This is a genomic window from Parendozoicomonas callyspongiae (assembly GCF_023502345.1).
GTDB lineage: Bacteria > Pseudomonadota > Gammaproteobacteria > Pseudomonadales > Endozoicomonadaceae > Sansalvadorimonas > Sansalvadorimonas callyspongiae.
Genome location: NZ_JAMFLX010000004.1, coordinates 25,966 through 42,342 on the forward strand (window position 1 = coordinate 25,966; position 16,377 = coordinate 42,342).

The window sequence follows — 16,377 nt, forward strand, 5'->3', positions numbered from 1 at the left end:
ATGGTGAGACTAAGCTTTCGCGCTATTGAACCATGGTCTGTGAGGCTTTAGTCGAGTGCTTTACCGTCTTTAGTCAGACGCACCCACTCCTTGGAAAACCAGAACCAGCGGCCATCAGGACCAGGGGAAGTGCAGTTGACCCTGGAGCGTCCAAGGGGGAGATCCGGCAGGCTGATATCAAGTACGGTTTTCTGTTTGTCAGCCCAGTTGATGTCCAGATTGGAACCTAAGGCATAACAGGCAATCTGGGAAGGCGACCATTGGCCGGGTTTCAGGGTCAGTTGAAGTTGGCCCAGTTGGCCGTTAAGTGGTGCGACGGAAGTTTCTGGGAACATTGAGACAACCGGCAAAGGCAGGCTTCTGACCTTGAGAGGGAAGTTCTTCATCGAGCCATAGCCTCCTCCCATAGGGAAACGGGGCAGTTTGGCCTTATTGGAGTGAGACCCAATTGGGCCGGATTGCTGGCCAAAGCCCAGATAGCCTTCTTCAAGGATCAGCTGTTCCAGCTCAGGGCTGGATTCACCGAAGGTCCAGGCAAACAGTTTCAGGTTCTGGCCTGTCTCCTCCTTGATTCGGTTTTCCGCTATGTGAAGATCCTTGCGTATTCTTTCCAGCCATTGGACTGTTGACTCTCCGGGTTTCTTCTCAACCAGATGGTCATGACTCACTGTATGGTTGGCCAGGCTGGCCTTGTTACCCGCCATTTCCCTCAGTTGCCCCCAGGACAAAGCCCGATTGCGGCGTTCATCCACAGATAAAGTGTCCACGAAAATTGTGAAGGGGTAGTCATACTCTTTCAGAATGGGGAATGCTTCTGTGTAGATGGACTTATAGGCATCATCAAAAGTGATAACGACAGATTTATCGGGTAGGGCTTGGCCTAAGCGAATCTTTTCAGCAATGGCTGGAAGGGGATGAACAGTAAAGCCATTCTCTTTCAGCCACTTGAGATGTTCGACAAATAGCGCGGGTTGGGTGCTGGTACTGGCCGGAGTCGTCGCATCAATATGGTGATACTGCAGCACAACAGTGGAGCTTGCCGGCATGGACAGACAGAGCAGAGAAAAGGCGGAACAGGCCAGCACGCAGAGTCTTTTGAGCAAAATGTCAGATTCCCGAATAAATTAAAAAACCCTAAGACCGGGTTTCATCATGAACTGTGAAAAGTATATATCAATCGTCAGTCCCGCCTCCTGATTAAGCCTTCCTGCATGGTGGAAGCAACCAGTCTGCCCTGACGGTCAAAAATCTGCCCGCGAGCCATTCCTCTGGCTCCACCGGCAGTTGGGCTTTCCATACTGTAGAGCAGCCAGTCATCCATTCGGAAGTCCCGGTGGAACCACATGGCATGGTCGATACTGGCCACCTGCATATTGGGTTGCCAGAAGTTGACCGCATGGGGATTTAGAGATGTGGTGACAAAACTGAAGTCGGATGCATAAGCCAGCAGGTACTTGTGAACCCTGGGATCATCAGGCAGTTTGCCATTGGCTTTGAGCCAGATATGCCGAACAGGTGGCAGAGGTTCAGGTTTGATCAGGTCTGGCATCTGAACCGGGCGCAGTTCTATCGGGCGATCACAGGTTAATTTTTCTCTGGCGGGCTCAGGGATCAGGTGGGCAATTTTCCTGACCCTCTCCAGTTCCGAAATCAGTTCGTCAGGTCCGGGAACTTTAGGCATATCAGGATGTTGGTGATCAAACCCTTCTTCTTTCTGCTGGAATGAAAGCGCAACATTAAAGATGGGTTTGCCATTCTGAATGGCAACTACACGACGGGTTGTAAAGCTACGGCCGTCCCGTGATTTATCGACTTCATAAACAATGGGGCGATGAGCATTACCCGGACGCAGAAAATAACAGTGAAAAGAGTGCAGGGCGCGGTCTTCATCGACCGTCTGTTTGGCGGCGGAGAGAGCCTGGCCGATAACCTGCCCACCAAAGACATTGCCAAAGCCCAGATCCTGGCTTTGGCCACGAAAGATGGTTTCTTCAATCTGTTCAAGCTTGAGCAGGGTTAGCAGTTCTTTCAATACCTTACTCATTATCTCTCCCTTGATATTATTGTTTTACAGGTTCGGCAGCTAGTCAGAGGTGTTAGCTCGAATCTGCTCATACCAGACATCGGGTTGTATTAACTGACCTTCTTCGTCCAGTTTCGGATAGTTGAGATTTCTGTCATCACAGTAACGTGCCAGTTCCGGATAACTCCAGCGGAACAGGGTGCTGGTGTACTCTGATGATGGTATCTGATTTCTGTCGTAGAGTCCGGCGGCCTGACGTTGTCTTTGCGCTTCCATCAGAATAATACCGGCGGCGACAGAGACATTAAATGACTGAACCATTCCCTGCATGGGAATAATCACATGTTCGTCTGCCAGTTCAGCTCCTTCTTTGCTGACACCTTTCTTTTCCGCACCCATCAGCAGGGCACATGGGCCGGTGTAATCCAGCTCATGGTAAGGTTTGGCTTTATCAGAGAAGTGAGCGGCAATAACTTTAAAGCCCGCGTCTTTCAGCTTTTGTCCTGCTGTAACAATGTTGTCGTACTGCTCAACTTCCACCCAGCGGTTACTGCCCATGGAACGGCCTCGCAGCTGTCGGGCACGGATATCCGGGTCACAGAGGTGAACCTTGGGAATACCTACAGCATCGCAGGTGCGAATAATGGCTGCCAGGTTATGGGCTTTATGGACATCATCGGCCAAAACAGCGAGATCAGGCTGGCGACGAGAAAGGATTGTGCGCAGTTTCTGGAAACGTTCCGGTGTCATTGGACATAGTTCCTGTCAATCAACGCACGATTGTATGAGGCAGGAATTATGCTTACAACAGGCCAGACCCTTAACTCAGGGGCGAGGCCCTCGGGTAATCGCATTGTTTATAAGCTCCATTGCCATATCCAGAATGGAAAGTCCGAAGTTTTCTACGGCGTCGGGCAGAAGACTGGTGGGTGTCATGCCGGGCATGGTGTTGACCTCCAGGAAGACCGGATCACCCTCTTCGGGAACCATGAAATCTGTCCGGCTTAAGTCTCTTAGACCAAGCTCGTGATGTATTTTCAGGGCCCAGTCCTGACAGTATTGATACTGTTCCTCTGGGATTGGAGCCGGAATCAGGTGTTCACACAGGCCTGGCGTGTATTTATGGTCATAGTCATACCAAACTTGGTTTGGAGTACGGATCTCGAGCACAGGCATAACAACCGGGGTGGGCCGCTCAATAATCGAGACCGTCACCTCCCTGCCGGGGATAAACTCCTCGATCAGAATGTGGGGCTCAAGGTCAAAAGCGGTCTGGGCATGTTCCAGTAATTCTTCCCGGTTATGGGCGACCCGAATGGCGATAGTTGAGCCAAGGGAACGGGGCTTGACTACAACAGGGAAGCTCAATGCCTGAATGGCATTATCGACTCCCCGGTCAAGACCTTCTTCCCGCCGCACAAGAATGCTCCTGGCAAGGGCTACTCCAAGAGGCTCCAGCAACCTTTTGGTAAAATGCTTGTCCATACAGATGGCACTGGGATGAACACCGGAGCCGATATAGGGGATTTCAAGCGTATCCAAAAGCCCCTGGATGGTGCCATCTTCACCATAAGGGCCGTGTAACAGGGGAAAAACCACATCAGGTTTGATACGCTCAAGCTCCGTCGCGACATGGCGATCAAGCTCCAGAACGTGGAGGTTGTCATAATGGCGGGCCAGCACCCCCTGAATTCGTCCGGCAGAAAGCCGGGAAACAGTGGCTTCTGGTGAGCGACCACCGCACAGAATAACGACTACAAGCTGGCTGCCGGGCATATTATAAGTCCCTGATGTTGGTTTGAACCCGGCAAGAATATAGACTCTGTATTTGGCTATGCACTCTACAACACAGTGAGTAATGGATTATTAATGCAACTGGATCGTCCATCCCCTTCAAATCACAGCCCGGCTCACGTTAGTTATGCCCTGATGGCTGTCAGCGTGTTTACCGCTTTTCCTATTCTGATTGCGATGATTGTGGCCTGGATAAATAAAAACAAGAGTTTTGATCCCATGTTGATCGCCCATTACCAGTGGCAGATCAGAACCTTCTGGATCAACTTGCTTATCTGGCTGGTTGGTCTGGTATCGATCTTTTTCCTGGTGGGCTACCTTATTCTGTTTCTGAATCAGGTGTGGCTGGTTTACCGGGTCGCCATTGGCTGGTACAGACTGGCCAACAACCAGTTTCCCAATGGGCTGCTGCCTTAATTAAGTTATAAGAAGATCTGGAGTAGGCCGATTTGGATCTGATCTCTCTATCGGAAGCCATGCACTGGCTGCAGCTTCATAAAGACTGGCTTGCCCTGATAATTGCTGCGGTTGCTTTCCTGGAATCACTGGCGCTGGTAGGTCTTGTACTACCGGGTGTTGTTCTACTGTTTGCTGCAGCAACCATAGCCGGCAGTGGTGTGCTTGATATCTGGAGCACCCTGCTGGCTGGTTTTATAGGAGCGGTTCTGGGTGATGGCATCAGTTTTATTCTCGGGCAGGTGTTCCATAAGCGTATTCGTGGTTGGTGGCTATTTCGTTCCCACCCAGAGTGGCTGGAAGAGGGCGAGTCCTTTTTCCACAAACATGGTGGTGCCAGTATTGCGCTCGGCAGGTTTATCGGGCCGGTTCGGCCGGTTATTCCCCTTGTGGCCGGTATGCTGGGTATGTCCGCCAAATACTTCTATTTCATTAACATTATTTCCTCAGTGGTCTGGTCACCCGTTTACCTGTTACCAGGCTATTTGATTGGTGCATCTGTACATTGGCAGGAGCATATCCCTTTGAGTCTTGTTTACTTGGTGGCCGGAGTATTGGTATTTGCCTGGCTGCTGGCTTTTGGTTGTTATCGGTTTGGACAAAAAGTTTCCCTGAAAAAAGCATACAGCTGGACATTAGGGTTGCTGGTTTTGATGGGGCTGGCTGCCGAGTTCTTTTGGTTTCGACCTATCGATATTGATATCCAGGACTGGGCCTTATCGATTCAGACACCTTTGGCCAACAGGCTGTTTACAGATCTGACTTTGATAGGTGAGTTCTACGTTCAGGGTCTGTGGGTTTTACTGGTAGGACTCTGGCTTCTGGAAGATAACCAGCGTCGTCAGTGTGGACGATTCCTTCTGTTGGCATTAACGCTGCATGGGTTACATCTGCTGCTGAAGTTTGTGCTGGCTATAGAGCGTCCAGCTGGCTTGCCCGGTTATGCAGAAGACTGGTTCAGCTGGCCCAGCGGACATGCCTCATTTGTTCTGTTTATGGGGTTGTATGTCGGGCGCTATATTGCATTTTACTTCCCAAAGAAGTTCCGGCCCTGGTGCTGGTGGGTTGGACTCAGCTTTGGACTGTTAATGGGTTTCTCCCGGGTTTATCTCAATGTGCATTGGGCATCCGATGTTTTTGGAGGCTTCCTGCTGGGTGGTTCTGGCTTCCTAATCTGGCTGGTTCTGGATAAGGAAACTGAAGAAAGAACTTTGGGAAAACCATTCTGGTGGCGAGTAGGGTTATTCACCCTGGCTACAGGCGGTGTACTGACTCTTATTCGCTAGGGCGCGCGATACCGCTGATTCTGTGTGCCAGATGTTTCTCAAAGAAGCCTGGCACACAGCGAGCAAACAGCCTGGCGCGCCAGTCAACATTCGACAGAATCAACAGCCGCTTTCGTTTCAGTGCTGCCTGATAGATTTCTTCTGCAACATCTGCTGGCGCGGATGCCTTTCCTGTCATTTGTAACTGTGAGGATATTGAGCCATCAGCTCGCAGGGCATGCTTGTAGATATCTGTAGCTGTAAAGCCAGGACAGGCCAGCATCACATTCACATTCTTGTTTCTAAGCTCCACACGCAGGCAGTCGAAAAGACCATGCAAAGCATGTTTGCTGGCGCTGTAAGCACTGCGAAATTCCAAGGGGGCAAACCCGGCCATACTGCTCATGGTGATAACCTGCCCCTGGTTTTCAATCAGGGATTGAAGGGCGGAACGTGTACAGTTAAGTGCACCGAAGTAGTTCACATCCATGATCTTCTGAAAAACATCAGGATCTGTTTCTTCAAAAGCAGAGTGGTGAGTAATACCGGCATTGTTGATAAGTACATCAATTTTGCCGAAATCTTCGCGAATGCTTTGGAAGCAATGTTTTACTTGTTCCCGGACACTGGTATCACAATGATAGCCCTTCGAATAAACACTGCGGGATTCAAGGTGCTCGCTGAATGCTGCCAGTTCTTCGTCACGAATATCCACCAGAGCGATACGGGCACCGGCTTCTCCAAATCGCAGGGCAAGGGCCCGCCCAATCCCGGCACAGGCACCGGTGATAACAACAGTCTTGTGTAGAAATTTGGGCATATTTCTGACCAGTGAAGTGACTGTCTTTCTACCGTAAAAGTTATGGCTGTTATGGTTTTAACACAGCTATCGGGAAAAGGTATATTTTTCCCGTTTGACCTGCCTCACACCAAACCCTTGTTCCGTCAATATGGTTACACTGTCGTTAATCATTGCAGGGTTGCCACAGAGGTAAACCAGATCTTTTTCCGGGTTCAGGTGCAATTCCGGAAATCTGTTTTGTACTCGACCGCTTGTTTCACCATTCTCAGGTTGAATGTCTTCTTCTTTGCTCAGGCAGGCTTCAAACTGCACATCGGTAGAACTATCAGTTAGTGCTTTGAAATCCTGATGGTAGAATACATCAGAGCGCAACCTTGTCCCCATAAGAATATGAACTTTTACCCCTTGGCTTATGAGCTTTTCGAGTTGTGGCAGCATCGATCGATAAGGAGCCATTCCCGTACCGGTGCCCACAAGAACAAGTCTTTCTGGCAGCTCTTTCGGAAGTGTAAGCAAGCCGAAAGGGCCGATCATGGAAAATTGATCGCCTGGTTTGGCATTGGCAAAACACTCACTGGCCGCCCCACCGGGAATCAAGCCAATTGCAACCTTGAACAGATTCTCCCCAGCCAAAAGTTCTGGGGAACTGGCCAGGCTGTAACTGCGTTTAAATTGCTCTCCTTTGTGCTCGAAAAGCAGGGAAACAAACTGGCCCGCCTCGAAGGCAAAAGGAGCATCGACCCGGAAAGTGAGTTCAATGGTTCTGGGAGCCAGTTTCTGGTTGGAAACCAGTTCTATTGGAAAGGCGGGTCTTGGCATGAATACCTCTGAATTACGGATAGCTGTTCTTCTCTACAGAATGGCATAATTTCAGGATGATAAAATTTCCCCTCTATTCCGAAAACCGCCCACTGGCTTTAGCGCTGTTACTTTTCTCGGTTCTTCCCTTGCTGTTCAGTTCTTTTCTTGGTGGCTGGATACTGAGTAATACGACAACAGTTGATGTTCTGGTATCCCGCTGGGGCGTTTGGTTGATCCTGGCCTCATCTCTGACCATGGCATTTGGGCTGACACCAACAACATTTATTGCACTGGTCAGCGGTTTCTTTATGGGGATAACAGGCGTTATCCCGATGGTATTGGCTTATTCCATGGCTTCGGTTATTGGTTATGGCATTGGGCACCTTCTGGATGGCGGCCATTTTCTGAAGAGCCTTACGCGTTATGACGTTGTTTCCAGAGTGGCTGAAGATTTGAAGCACAGGCCAGTGTCTCTGATTATTCTCGTGCGTTTGTCACCAGTGTTGCCATTTTGTTTGATGAATCTTGCCTTGGCTGCTTTGAGGGTTCGCTTATCAGCATTTTTGCTGGCAGGGGCGGCAGGTATGTTACCTCGAACCCTACTGTCGCTCTGGGTCGGTGACAGGTCGCGTAACTTGCTGGATTTACTTCAAAATGGCGGAGGTCTGCAGGAGGCAATTATTCTGGCAGGTGTAACTGTTATTACAGTTGTGCTTCTGGTCATATTAATAACCAGGGCTTACGCATCAGTTGAACAAAGAATGAATTCCTCAAGGAGTTGAGCGAGACAGGAGTTGCTCCAGCCCGCTTTTTTGCGCTTGCTACGCATGCTCCCTTTTCCGGTACTGTCCAGATTGAATATGTTGAGTGCAATCCGCCCCAGTATAGACAGGTTTTCAGCCCCATTTTCATGCTTGGTCTGACAGGCATCTTCATTGAAAGAGATGTCCAGCATCCAATGGAGGTTATTCTCGACTTCCCTGTGAACCCGGGTTGCCGAAAGCATCTCCAGAGCTGTCATGGATTTACTTGTAATGTACAAACGAAGAGCCGTTGTCACTTTTCCATTCACTGTTCTGTCAGCCTGCACGACACCGAATTGCTTGAGACCGTCCCACTGGTCATGGGTAGATAGTTGGTCTAACTGGTCAAACACCCAGCAGCAGCGGTACCCCTTGCCTTTGCCTTTTGAACCCCTGATGGCTTTACCATCCATAGGGACAATATCAAAAGGCGTGTCAGCGGCTGAAAGGGCTTCCGGAAGGGCCGATTTGACCCAGCGAGTAAAGCTATCTTGAAATCTCTCTGGATCAAGAAGGCAAAAAACGCGGTAAAATGTGTCATGAGAGGGGATACCACATGGCAACTCAAGAAATGTTTTTAGCCAGTCTATTTTCTCTTTTCCATAGAGAGCCAAGTCTTCCCAGGACTCGCCGCCACTTATAATGGTAAAGATGGCAATCATCAAAATATCAATAAGCTTATGGTCGCAAGATTCAGCGCGGCGAGGGTCTTCAATGTCGTTGAGAAACATGCCCAAAGGGGAAGGTTTGAGCATCAGTTATCGTAAAATCCGGCGATTCTACAGGATTTAGCTCTCCCTATCACTTGGTGCGTAAGCCCTGGGTTCAGTGATCTCTCGTTCTAGTTCTTTAATCTTTTTTTCCTGCTCTACGACTTTAGCTTCTAACTCAGCGGTTTTTTTATTCAATTGTTCTGATTCATAAAAAGCAACTAAGCATTGTGCTTGAAGCCCTTCAAACGTTTGCTTCAATGTTTCATACTCTGTCATTAGCAGGTCGTATTTTGCCTTTGGAACTGTACCTGCAATAACTTGCTTTCCTGTATCAATCTGTGTTGGCATTGATGCAGGAATTTGAGGTCTTATATCTGCAGTTTCTCTTGTTAGAGAAGCTAATTGCTGTTTTAAAGCTTTATTCTGTTCTTCTAATACCAGTTTCGTTTTTTTTGCTTTATCCCTTGAATTTTGCGCTGCTACTCGATTACGCAATATCCTCTTTTCTGCGCGAGTCATCGAGAGAGTACCAGCTTTCTTGATAGTCAAACCTGCTGGTGCTGGCAAAATAAAAACATTATTAGATGCCAGATTTACTGATGATACTTGACTTTGGGGGCGGGGTTGATGTTGGGTACCTCCTTCTGATAAAACATGCACAGTAAGCTACCGTCTTTAAATTAGTTTCATTGTTGGACACTATATATCTGAATTTATTTTAGCGTTTTTTGTTATTATTCCTAACAAGATGGTCTGGTTGAGTCCACTTGATGCCTGATTCAAAAGTCTCGAACTTCGCGAAAGGGCGTATCAGGTGATAACTTTTCCTGTCAAATTTGCTTGAGTCCGTCACCAGAATAATCTGGCTGGCAGCATCACACATCTTGCGGTTTAAAGCCGCTTCCCTTTCGAAAAAGGAAGATCCTGTGGGTGGAGTTCCCAGTGACTTTCAACAACAGCCTGAATGTCTTTTTGCAAAGTCTCCTGATTTCCCTTGACGGCCAGCAGATAATCAGCGCCTTGTTCAATATACTTGGACGCAATACTTTTCTGGCAACTGATGGCATCGGCAGTCACCAATGCACCTCTCAGGTCAATGGCTTCAAGGAGTTCTGGAACAGCAGTGATCTCATTCGATTTTTTGTCAACCTGCTTTTGGCCAAGAACCAGCCCCAAACGGCTACTCCAGGTACTGACCATATGAACAGCGCGCTTTCCCTTGCCTTTGCCTTTTGAACCCCTGATGGCTTTACCATCCATAGGGACAATATCAAAAGGCGTGTCAGCGGTTGAAAGGGCTTCCGGAAGGGCCGATTTGACCCAGCGAGTAAAGCTATCTTGAAATCTCTCTGGATCAAGAAGGCAAAAAACGCGGTAAAATGTGTCATGAGAGGGGATACCACATGGCAACTGAAGAAATGTTTTTAGCCAGTCTATTTTCTCTTTTCCATAGAGAGCCAAGTCTTCCCAGGACTCGCCGCCACTCATAATGGTAAAGATGGCAATCATCAAAATATCAATAAGCTTATGGTCGCAAGATTCAGCGCGGCGAGGGTCTTCAATGTCGTTGAGAAACATGCCCAAAGGGGAAGGTTTGAGCATCAGTTATCGTAAAATTCGGCGATTCTACAGGATTTAGCTCTCCCTATCACTTGGTGCGTAAGCCCTGTATTAATAACAAAAAGGGTAAGCAGGCACCTGAATGATGGGCAGAAATGACCTGCTTGTTCTCTTGATTTGTAAGGCATCCCTTGATTAAGGTTTCAGCACAAGCGAGGGAGAATAATAATGCGCAGGGTGATCTTTAACCAAAAAGGCGGTGTCGGCAAATCCAGTATTGCCTGCAACCTGTCAGCCATATCGGCTGCTGCCGGATATAAAACCCTGGTAGTTGATCTCGACCCACAGGGAAACTCAAGCCAATATCTTTTGGGGAAGGATGGAATCGATGCCCGGAATAACGTGGCTGATTTCTTTGAACAGACACTGTCTTTCAATATTTTCAATAAAGAACCCAAAGATTTTGTTCATAGCACCTGCTTTGAAAATCTGTATGTCATGCCATCTCATCAGAAACTGGATGAGTTGATTTTTAAACTGGAAAACAAACATAAAATCTATAAATTGCGTGATGCGCTGAAAACATTAAGTAGTGAATTTGATCGTGTTTATATTGATACGGCTCCGGCCCTGAACTTTTATACCCGTTCCGCATTGATAGCTTCAGAAGGAGTATTGATTCCATTTGATTGTGATGCATTCTCTCAACAGGCATTAATGAACATCATGAGTGAGATCAATGAGCTGCGGGAAGATCATAATCGCGATCTGTCTTTTGAAGGGGTTATTGTTAACCAGTTTCAGCCACAGGCGAACCTTCCAACGCATCTGATTGAAGAGCTGCAGGAAGAAGGGTATCCGGTATTGCCCGTTTATCTTGGGCAGTCCGTAAAAATGCGAGAGTCACACTCTGCGGCTACACCTCTTATTTATATGGCACCACGCCATAAGCTGACCCAGCAGTATGTTGAACTTTATGAGTGCCTGGAAGAAGTGCTCGCTGAAGTTTAATCGGCATGGGATGCAGCAGTTGAAGGTGTTATCAGGAAATGGCAGGTATCTGGTGTTGAGTGAATCAGGCGCCCCCCTGTATTGGAAGTAGGTGAAAGCGTAACCTATTCATGCGAAAGTAAACTTTCATGGAACTTATTCTTGTAAGACGGGTCTTACTCTTTGTAAGACGGGTCTTAGCAAAGAATGGGGGATATCGCACTGGACTGTATAAGAACAGGTATGGCTTCTCTAGCCATCCGTCACGGGGAGCCGCATTCTGAAATTCAGAATGAAGATGAGGCTACCTCTCAGACGTTATTTGGAAGAGCGAAGAGAAAAGCAGAGAAAGTATCAACCTTACGCATATTGATTCAATCAGGCGGGAACTTTGGGGTTGAAAATGCATCCTTTGAAACCTTGAAGTGCTGGCTTGATATTGCGCAGCCTTTGAGAGTAGAAATGATTGTAGATGAGTATCAGGCTAAAACGATTTCAATACTTTCTCCCAGCTATGAACCTAAAAAAAAAGCCAAACTGTAAAATTATTTGGGAGAAACGTGCACTTCATCGATGAGAATGAGACGGATAAATTGCTTGCTTTGCCCATCGGTTTAGTAGCGGGTAAGTTTCCCTCTGTTTTCTGCGACCCTAAAGAAATTTTACGTGTAAAAAATCTTATATGTATTCAGCCATATCGATGGGAACCCGAGCATGATGGTTGGTTTGAAGGAGATTGTTTTCAAAAAATTCCTATTGATTCATATGATTTACATCTTCATGTGCGAGATAATCAAGCAGTAAATGATGAAAATATCGAAATTATTTTAAGGCAGTTTATTGAAAGAAATAAACTGCCGGAAAAAAACTGTGAAAATATCATGCTTTTAATAGATGAAGTAAGGAATAAAAATTTAAATTTTGCTGTTTTATACGGGCTGCATCAAATTATTGGCATTAATAATATAGAAGATGTTATTTATTGCTTGGCAAAATCATATTGTGAAGTATCCGGTAAGAGGACTGTGCTACTAATTCTTTCTGATATAATAAAATTTATTGAAAAGTGTAGCGTTAGATGTAAGGAGCTCAATACCGTTCATTTTTCAGAAATAAGTGGTTCGCAACCTTGGTCTTCAAGAACTGAATTAACAAAGCCTGATGTTGATATAGTGTTCTGTGGAAGATTGCCAAAGCCAATCTTTGAGTATCTTGTAGAACTGAGTAATTTGCCAGTCCTTCTAGAAGGGGCAAATACATATCAACTAGTACAAAATAAAGGGAAGAATCACCTTTTACTTCGTCCTCATGGTTGGACACTCCCTCGATATGTAGAGGATTTTTCAGAAGCGTCAAAAAAGCTGATCCACTGTTCAATATGTTTGGGTTTTCATCGCTATATTTTGGATAAAGTATCTAAATCATATTCCCTGAACAAGCGGGCTATTCAGTTTTTGAAAGATTCTTTTTGCTCGTTTGTAAAAGCAAAAAAACATCTGCCATCTTATGCTGATCTTCAAGAATTCTTAAGTTGTTTGCCTAAAGATAATCTGACAGATGTTGGTTTTTTTGATGTATTGTTTCTGTTTTTTAGGCCCAGTGTGAGGTATCTATCTAATTTTTATCTAATAAAAAAATTTTTTTCCTCGCAAGGTGAGTGCGTGGTGTCTGAAAATGATCAAGACCTGCTTATAAAGTTAATACAAGAAGATAAATTGGTTGACTTTAAGAAATTTCTTGAAGAAGAAACTATTTCATCACTAAAAGACTTTATTGTTTCTTCATTAGAGGAAGATTCAGAAATATCCAGGATGTCCAAGTATTTACAAGATGAATCCTGCAAACCAGAAAATAATAAATTACTACAGATTCTTGACCATATACCTGAAAAGTTGCTGGTTGAAAGTTAAATAAAAATAACCAGCCTGAAGTTCATCACGAATCTGTATCAGCAGTCGACCGCAAATATTCAAACTATTAACTACTGTTTTCTATTGATTATTATGAACTTTCGTTGATGTTGAAAACAGGCAGGTTACCCGTGCTGAGCAGAGCATGGCGTAGGAAAACAAAAAAGCTGCCATTAGCAGCTTTTTTGTTTCTGGTGGAAGAACAGGTTTTAGTTCTTGCAGCTGACGGCCTGCATATTGCCATCAGGAGCCTGCTCGAAAACCTGAACAATGCCAATTCCCGCCCCAGCACCAGCCCCTGTTTTCATATCCCAGACACCGGCCATAGTCTGGGCGGCTACAAAACTACGGCCATTGACGCAGACTTCAATGAAGCGAATCGTTTCCTGATAGTTATTCAGAACCGGATTACTGTGAGTTGTTGACCAGTTGGGAGCCAGCTGCTCACCTTTACCAAGGCGATTTGATTTGTGCTTGCCGACTGTGATGTCTGCCATAACCGGTGCTGATAAAAGTCCTGCTGCCAGAACGGCCCCTGCGAATTTCCCTGCTTTTTTAAGCATGATGTCAACAACTCCCTGTTGTGCCAAATGTCTCTGAAAGAATAGCGTCTGCGGGGAGTTTTGCTGCGTCATAAATTTGTCAGAGCACAATCACTCGTTTCAGGACTACCTGGGGCGAACAAACCTTGTGGCGACTGCTGTCATTGGATCTTCCGGCCAGTAGTGCTTGGGATAGCGACCCTTCAGATCCTTTTTGACCTCTATATATGTATTGCTCCAGAAGCTTTTCAGGTCATGGGTTTTCTGGACAGGTCGCTGGGCTGGAGAGAGAAGCTCGATGGTGAGTGGAAGCTTGCCATAAGCCAGACGTGGCGTATCCAGCATGCCAAACAGCTCCTGCAGTTTGACGCCTAGAATCGGTTCAGCCGGATTGCTGTAATCAATCCGGATTTTAGAGCCGCTGGGGACTTCCAGTTTTTCTGGTGCCTCATTCTCCAGCTCCTGTAAGCGTGACCAGTCCAACTGTGCCTGCAGGCATTGCAGCAGGTTCAGCTTTTTCAGATGATCCAGCCGGGTAAAGCCATCAACAAAGGGCAACAGCCACTCTTCAAGATTATCCAGCAGTGCCTGTTCAGAGAGATCTGGCCAGCTGGTGTCAAAGGTATAAAGGCAGTTCACCCGATTACGGAATGCTTCACTTTCTTTATCCCATGGCAGGGTATGAAGACCGGTCTCCCGAATACCTTGCAGCAGACCTTTGGCAATAATTTCTGGATCAGGTTTTTGGATAGGGTTGCTGGTCAGGGTTAGTGCGCCGAAAGTTTCAGTCAGGTTGGCCTGAACTGATTTTTGTCTTTTATCCCAGCAGACGGTTTCGTGCTCTTCAATCTGGTCAGTAAAAAGCTCTTCAATAGTCTCCAGGGTGATTTCACAGGCTAGAAAAACGATCGCTTCCCTTTGGGAACTGTGGCCACCTGTTTCTGGGATCACCAGAAACTCTGAGGCAGACAGAGGTTCAGCAGAGCGGAAACTGACACCTTGTCCTCCAGACAAAAGGTAACGGCCATCCTGACAGCGGCGTCTCGCGACTCTATCCGGATAGGCACAGGCCAGCAGTAATGCCACATCATCGTTTGTATATATGCATCGTTTGGGGTTCCCCAATCTTTGAAGCCAGCGAGTAGTTAGTTGCCTGAATCTTTGGGAGGTTGATTTGGGGATATGGAATCCAGGAAGTTTCTGACTCTCAAGAAAGGCCAGTCGCAAGCCAATATCAACTCCAGCATCACGGATACCTGACAGCGGATCACGTTCACTCAGCAGAACGCAAAGCAATCCAGCCAGCCGTGATAGCTGACGGTCCCTGGCGATCAGGATCATATGTGCGAGGCGCGGATGCAGGCCAAGCTGACACATTGCTTCACCATGACGGGTAATCTGACGGCGGTCATCACTATGTTTTTGCAGTGCGCCGAGGCTTTCCAACAGATCAAAGGCCTGGGACAAAGATGCAGGTGGTGGCTGTGTCAGCCAGTCCAGTTCGCTGATATCACTGATTCCCCAGCCCAGCAGTTCCAGAGCAACGGAGGCAAGATCCGCTTCCAGAATTTCGGGTTTTGAGAAAGGGATGAGTTGTTTCTGTTCAGATTCAGTCCAAAGCCTGTAGCAATGTCCGGCGGCCAGACGACCTGCCCGCCCTGCACGTTGCTCTGCGCTGGAAGCTGAAACACGGATGGTATCCAGGCGAGACATGCCTGAGCGTGGATCAAATCGGGGTACTCTCATAAGCCCGGCATCAACAACGATATGAACTCCTTCAATTGTCAGACTTGATTCGGCAATAGCCGTTGCCAGTACAACTTTACGCTGGCCTTCCGGACAAGGTTGGATTGCTTTGTCCTGAGCTTCTTTGCTCAAATCACCATAAAGTGTGTGGAGAGTGGTATTGGCAGGAAGAGAATCCTGAAGAAGTTCTTCAATCTGACGGATTTCTCCGCTGCCCGGAAGAAAGGCCAGCAGGCTGCCATCGTGATGATTTAATGCCTGTTGAATGGTAGAGGCACAATTCTGGATCAGCTCTCTGCGGTTATGGCGGTCAAAGGCTGAATCACGGTAGTGCGCTGTGACAGGGAAGCTTCTGCCTTCACTGGTAATCACTGGACATTGTAGAAAATCTGCCATCTCTTCTGTTGCCAGAGTGGCAGACATCACCAGAATTTTGAGTGGGTTATCTTCCTCTCGGTAACCTTCCTGGCTCTGCAGGGCGAGAGTCAGCCCAAGATCGGCCTGTAAGCTTCGTTCGTGGAATTCATCAAAAATTATCAGGCCAACTCCTTCCAATGAAGGATCAGACTGCAGCATTCTGGTTAGAACACCCTCGGTGACAACTTCGATACGGGTCTGTTTGCTAACCCTTGTATCCAGCTGCATACGCCAACCGATAGTTTGACCAACCTTTTCTCCTAAAAGCTCCGCCATTCGTCTTGATACAGATCGTGCGGCCAGCTTGCGTGGTTCCAGCAACAGGATTTTCTGGCCTGCGAGCCACTCGGCATTCTTCAGAATATCCAGGGGAACCAGTGTGGTTTTACCTGCACCAGGTGGTGCCTGCAGAAGAACTCTGTCGTTCCTGGCAAGGGTATTCTTAAGCTTGGAAAGCATATTAGTAACAGGGAGGTCAGAAACAGACATGAAAAATTCCTGATGTGGCAGGCAGTTTTATCGTGATATTTACGATTACATCCAGCAGAAAATGTG

Annotated in this window: 18 protein-coding genes; 6 read left to right on the forward strand and 12 right to left on the reverse strand. The window is 47.1% G+C overall.

Features of this window, described 5'->3' with window-relative positions:
- Window positions 1-47: 47 nt before the first annotated feature.
- The 4 genes from M3P05_RS03955 to M3P05_RS03970 form a co-directional block, all read right to left on the reverse strand.
- Window positions 48-1,103, reverse strand: a complete 1,056-nt coding sequence (locus M3P05_RS03955; RefSeq protein WP_249697969.1) for a polysaccharide deacetylase family protein — start codon at window positions 1,101-1,103, stop codon at window positions 48-50.
- A 77-nt stretch (window positions 1,104-1,180) separates the two neighbouring features.
- Window positions 1,181-2,044 carry an acyl-CoA thioesterase II gene (tesB, locus tag M3P05_RS03960; RefSeq protein WP_249697971.1) on the reverse strand — a complete coding sequence of 288 codons (864 nt, stop codon included), beginning with the start codon at window positions 2,042-2,044 and terminating at the stop codon, window positions 1,181-1,183.
- Window positions 2,045-2,083: 39 nt separating this feature from the next.
- Window positions 2,084-2,773 (reverse strand): tRNA (guanosine(18)-2'-O)-methyltransferase TrmH, encoded by a 690-nt coding sequence (gene trmH, locus M3P05_RS03965; protein ID WP_249697973.1) that lies wholly within the window; start codon window positions 2,771-2,773, stop codon window positions 2,084-2,086.
- Window positions 2,774-2,848: 75 nt separating this feature from the next.
- On the reverse strand, window positions 2,849-3,799 hold the full coding sequence (locus tag M3P05_RS03970) for a D-alanine--D-alanine ligase family protein (RefSeq protein ID WP_249697974.1): 951 nt from the start codon (window positions 3,797-3,799) through the stop codon (window positions 2,849-2,851).
- Between the two features lie 93 nt (window positions 3,800-3,892).
- Here M3P05_RS03970 and M3P05_RS03975 point away from each other — a divergent pair, with 93 nt between their 5' ends.
- Entirely contained in the window at window positions 3,893-4,234 is a 342-nt protein-coding gene (locus tag M3P05_RS03975; RefSeq protein WP_249697976.1) for a DUF4870 family protein, read from the forward strand.
- Between the two features lie 32 nt (window positions 4,235-4,266).
- Complete coding sequence (locus tag M3P05_RS03980) at window positions 4,267-5,559, forward strand: VTT domain-containing protein (RefSeq protein ID WP_249697977.1); 1,293 nt, start codon at window positions 4,267-4,269, stop codon at window positions 5,557-5,559.
- Here the strand turns inward: M3P05_RS03980 and M3P05_RS03985 are convergent.
- On the reverse strand, window positions 5,549-6,358 hold the full coding sequence (locus M3P05_RS03985) for an SDR family oxidoreductase (protein ID WP_249697979.1): 810 nt from the start codon (window positions 6,356-6,358) through the stop codon (window positions 5,549-5,551). The genes M3P05_RS03980 and M3P05_RS03985 overlap by 11 nt on opposite strands.
- Window positions 6,359-6,424: 66 nt before the next feature.
- Window positions 6,425-7,159, reverse strand: coding sequence for an FAD-binding oxidoreductase (locus M3P05_RS03990; protein ID WP_249697981.1), 735 nt, complete (start codon window positions 7,157-7,159; stop codon window positions 6,425-6,427).
- Between the two features lie 56 nt (window positions 7,160-7,215).
- On the opposite strand from M3P05_RS03990, the gene M3P05_RS03995 reads away from it, so the two are divergent.
- A complete protein-coding gene (locus M3P05_RS03995) occupies window positions 7,216-7,923 on the forward strand; it encodes a TVP38/TMEM64 family protein (protein ID WP_249697983.1) in 708 nt (235 codons plus the stop codon).
- Here M3P05_RS03995 and M3P05_RS04000 read toward each other — a convergent pair.
- The 4 genes from M3P05_RS04000 to M3P05_RS04015 are packed head-to-tail and all read right to left on the reverse strand — an operon-like array spanning window position 7,881 to window position 10,259.
- Window positions 7,881-8,699, reverse strand: coding sequence for an ISAs1 family transposase (locus M3P05_RS04000; protein ID WP_249697984.1), 819 nt, complete (start codon window positions 8,697-8,699; stop codon window positions 7,881-7,883). The genes M3P05_RS03995 and M3P05_RS04000 overlap by 43 nt on opposite strands.
- Window positions 8,700-8,732: 33 nt before the next feature.
- Complete coding sequence (locus M3P05_RS04005; protein ID WP_249697986.1) at window positions 8,733-9,317, reverse strand: bZIP transcription factor; 585 nt, start codon at window positions 9,315-9,317, stop codon at window positions 8,733-8,735.
- Window positions 9,318-9,375: 58 nt separating this feature from the next.
- The gene (locus M3P05_RS20870) at window positions 9,376-9,540 is read right to left on the reverse strand and encodes a hypothetical protein (RefSeq protein WP_283777671.1); all 165 of its coding nucleotides are present in this window, start codon (window positions 9,538-9,540) and stop codon (window positions 9,376-9,378) included.
- Window positions 9,541-9,548: 8 nt separating this feature from the next.
- The gene (locus M3P05_RS04015) at window positions 9,549-10,259 is read right to left on the reverse strand and encodes an ISAs1 family transposase (protein ID WP_283777672.1); all 711 of its coding nucleotides are present in this window, start codon (window positions 10,257-10,259) and stop codon (window positions 9,549-9,551) included.
- 186 nt (window positions 10,260-10,445) lie between these two features.
- Between M3P05_RS04015 and M3P05_RS04020 the strand changes: the two genes are divergently transcribed.
- The 3 genes from M3P05_RS04020 (at window position 10,446) to M3P05_RS04030 (ending at window position 13,117) form a co-directional block, all read left to right on the forward strand.
- Window positions 10,446-11,228: a ParA family protein gene (locus M3P05_RS04020; protein WP_249697988.1), complete on the forward strand. Its 783-nt coding sequence runs from the start codon at window positions 10,446-10,448 to the stop codon at window positions 11,226-11,228.
- A 186-nt stretch (window positions 11,229-11,414) separates the two neighbouring features.
- On the forward strand, window positions 11,415-11,750 hold the full coding sequence (locus M3P05_RS04025; RefSeq protein ID WP_249697989.1) for a hypothetical protein: 336 nt from the start codon (window positions 11,415-11,417) through the stop codon (window positions 11,748-11,750).
- A 17-nt stretch (window positions 11,751-11,767) separates the two neighbouring features.
- Window positions 11,768-13,117, forward strand: coding sequence for a hypothetical protein (locus tag M3P05_RS04030; RefSeq protein ID WP_249697991.1), 1,350 nt, complete (start codon window positions 11,768-11,770; stop codon window positions 13,115-13,117).
- Window positions 13,118-13,326: 209 nt separating this feature from the next.
- Here M3P05_RS04030 and M3P05_RS04035 read toward each other — a convergent pair whose 3' ends face one another.
- Entirely contained in the window at window positions 13,327-13,680 is a 354-nt protein-coding gene (locus tag M3P05_RS04035; protein ID WP_249697992.1) for a hypothetical protein, read from the reverse strand.
- A gap of 105 nt (window positions 13,681-13,785) precedes the next feature.
- On the reverse strand, window positions 13,786-16,311 hold the full coding sequence (gene hrpB, locus M3P05_RS04040; protein ID WP_249697994.1) for an ATP-dependent helicase HrpB: 2,526 nt from the start codon (window positions 16,309-16,311) through the stop codon (window positions 13,786-13,788).
- Between the last annotated feature and the right edge of the window lie 66 nt (window positions 16,312-16,377).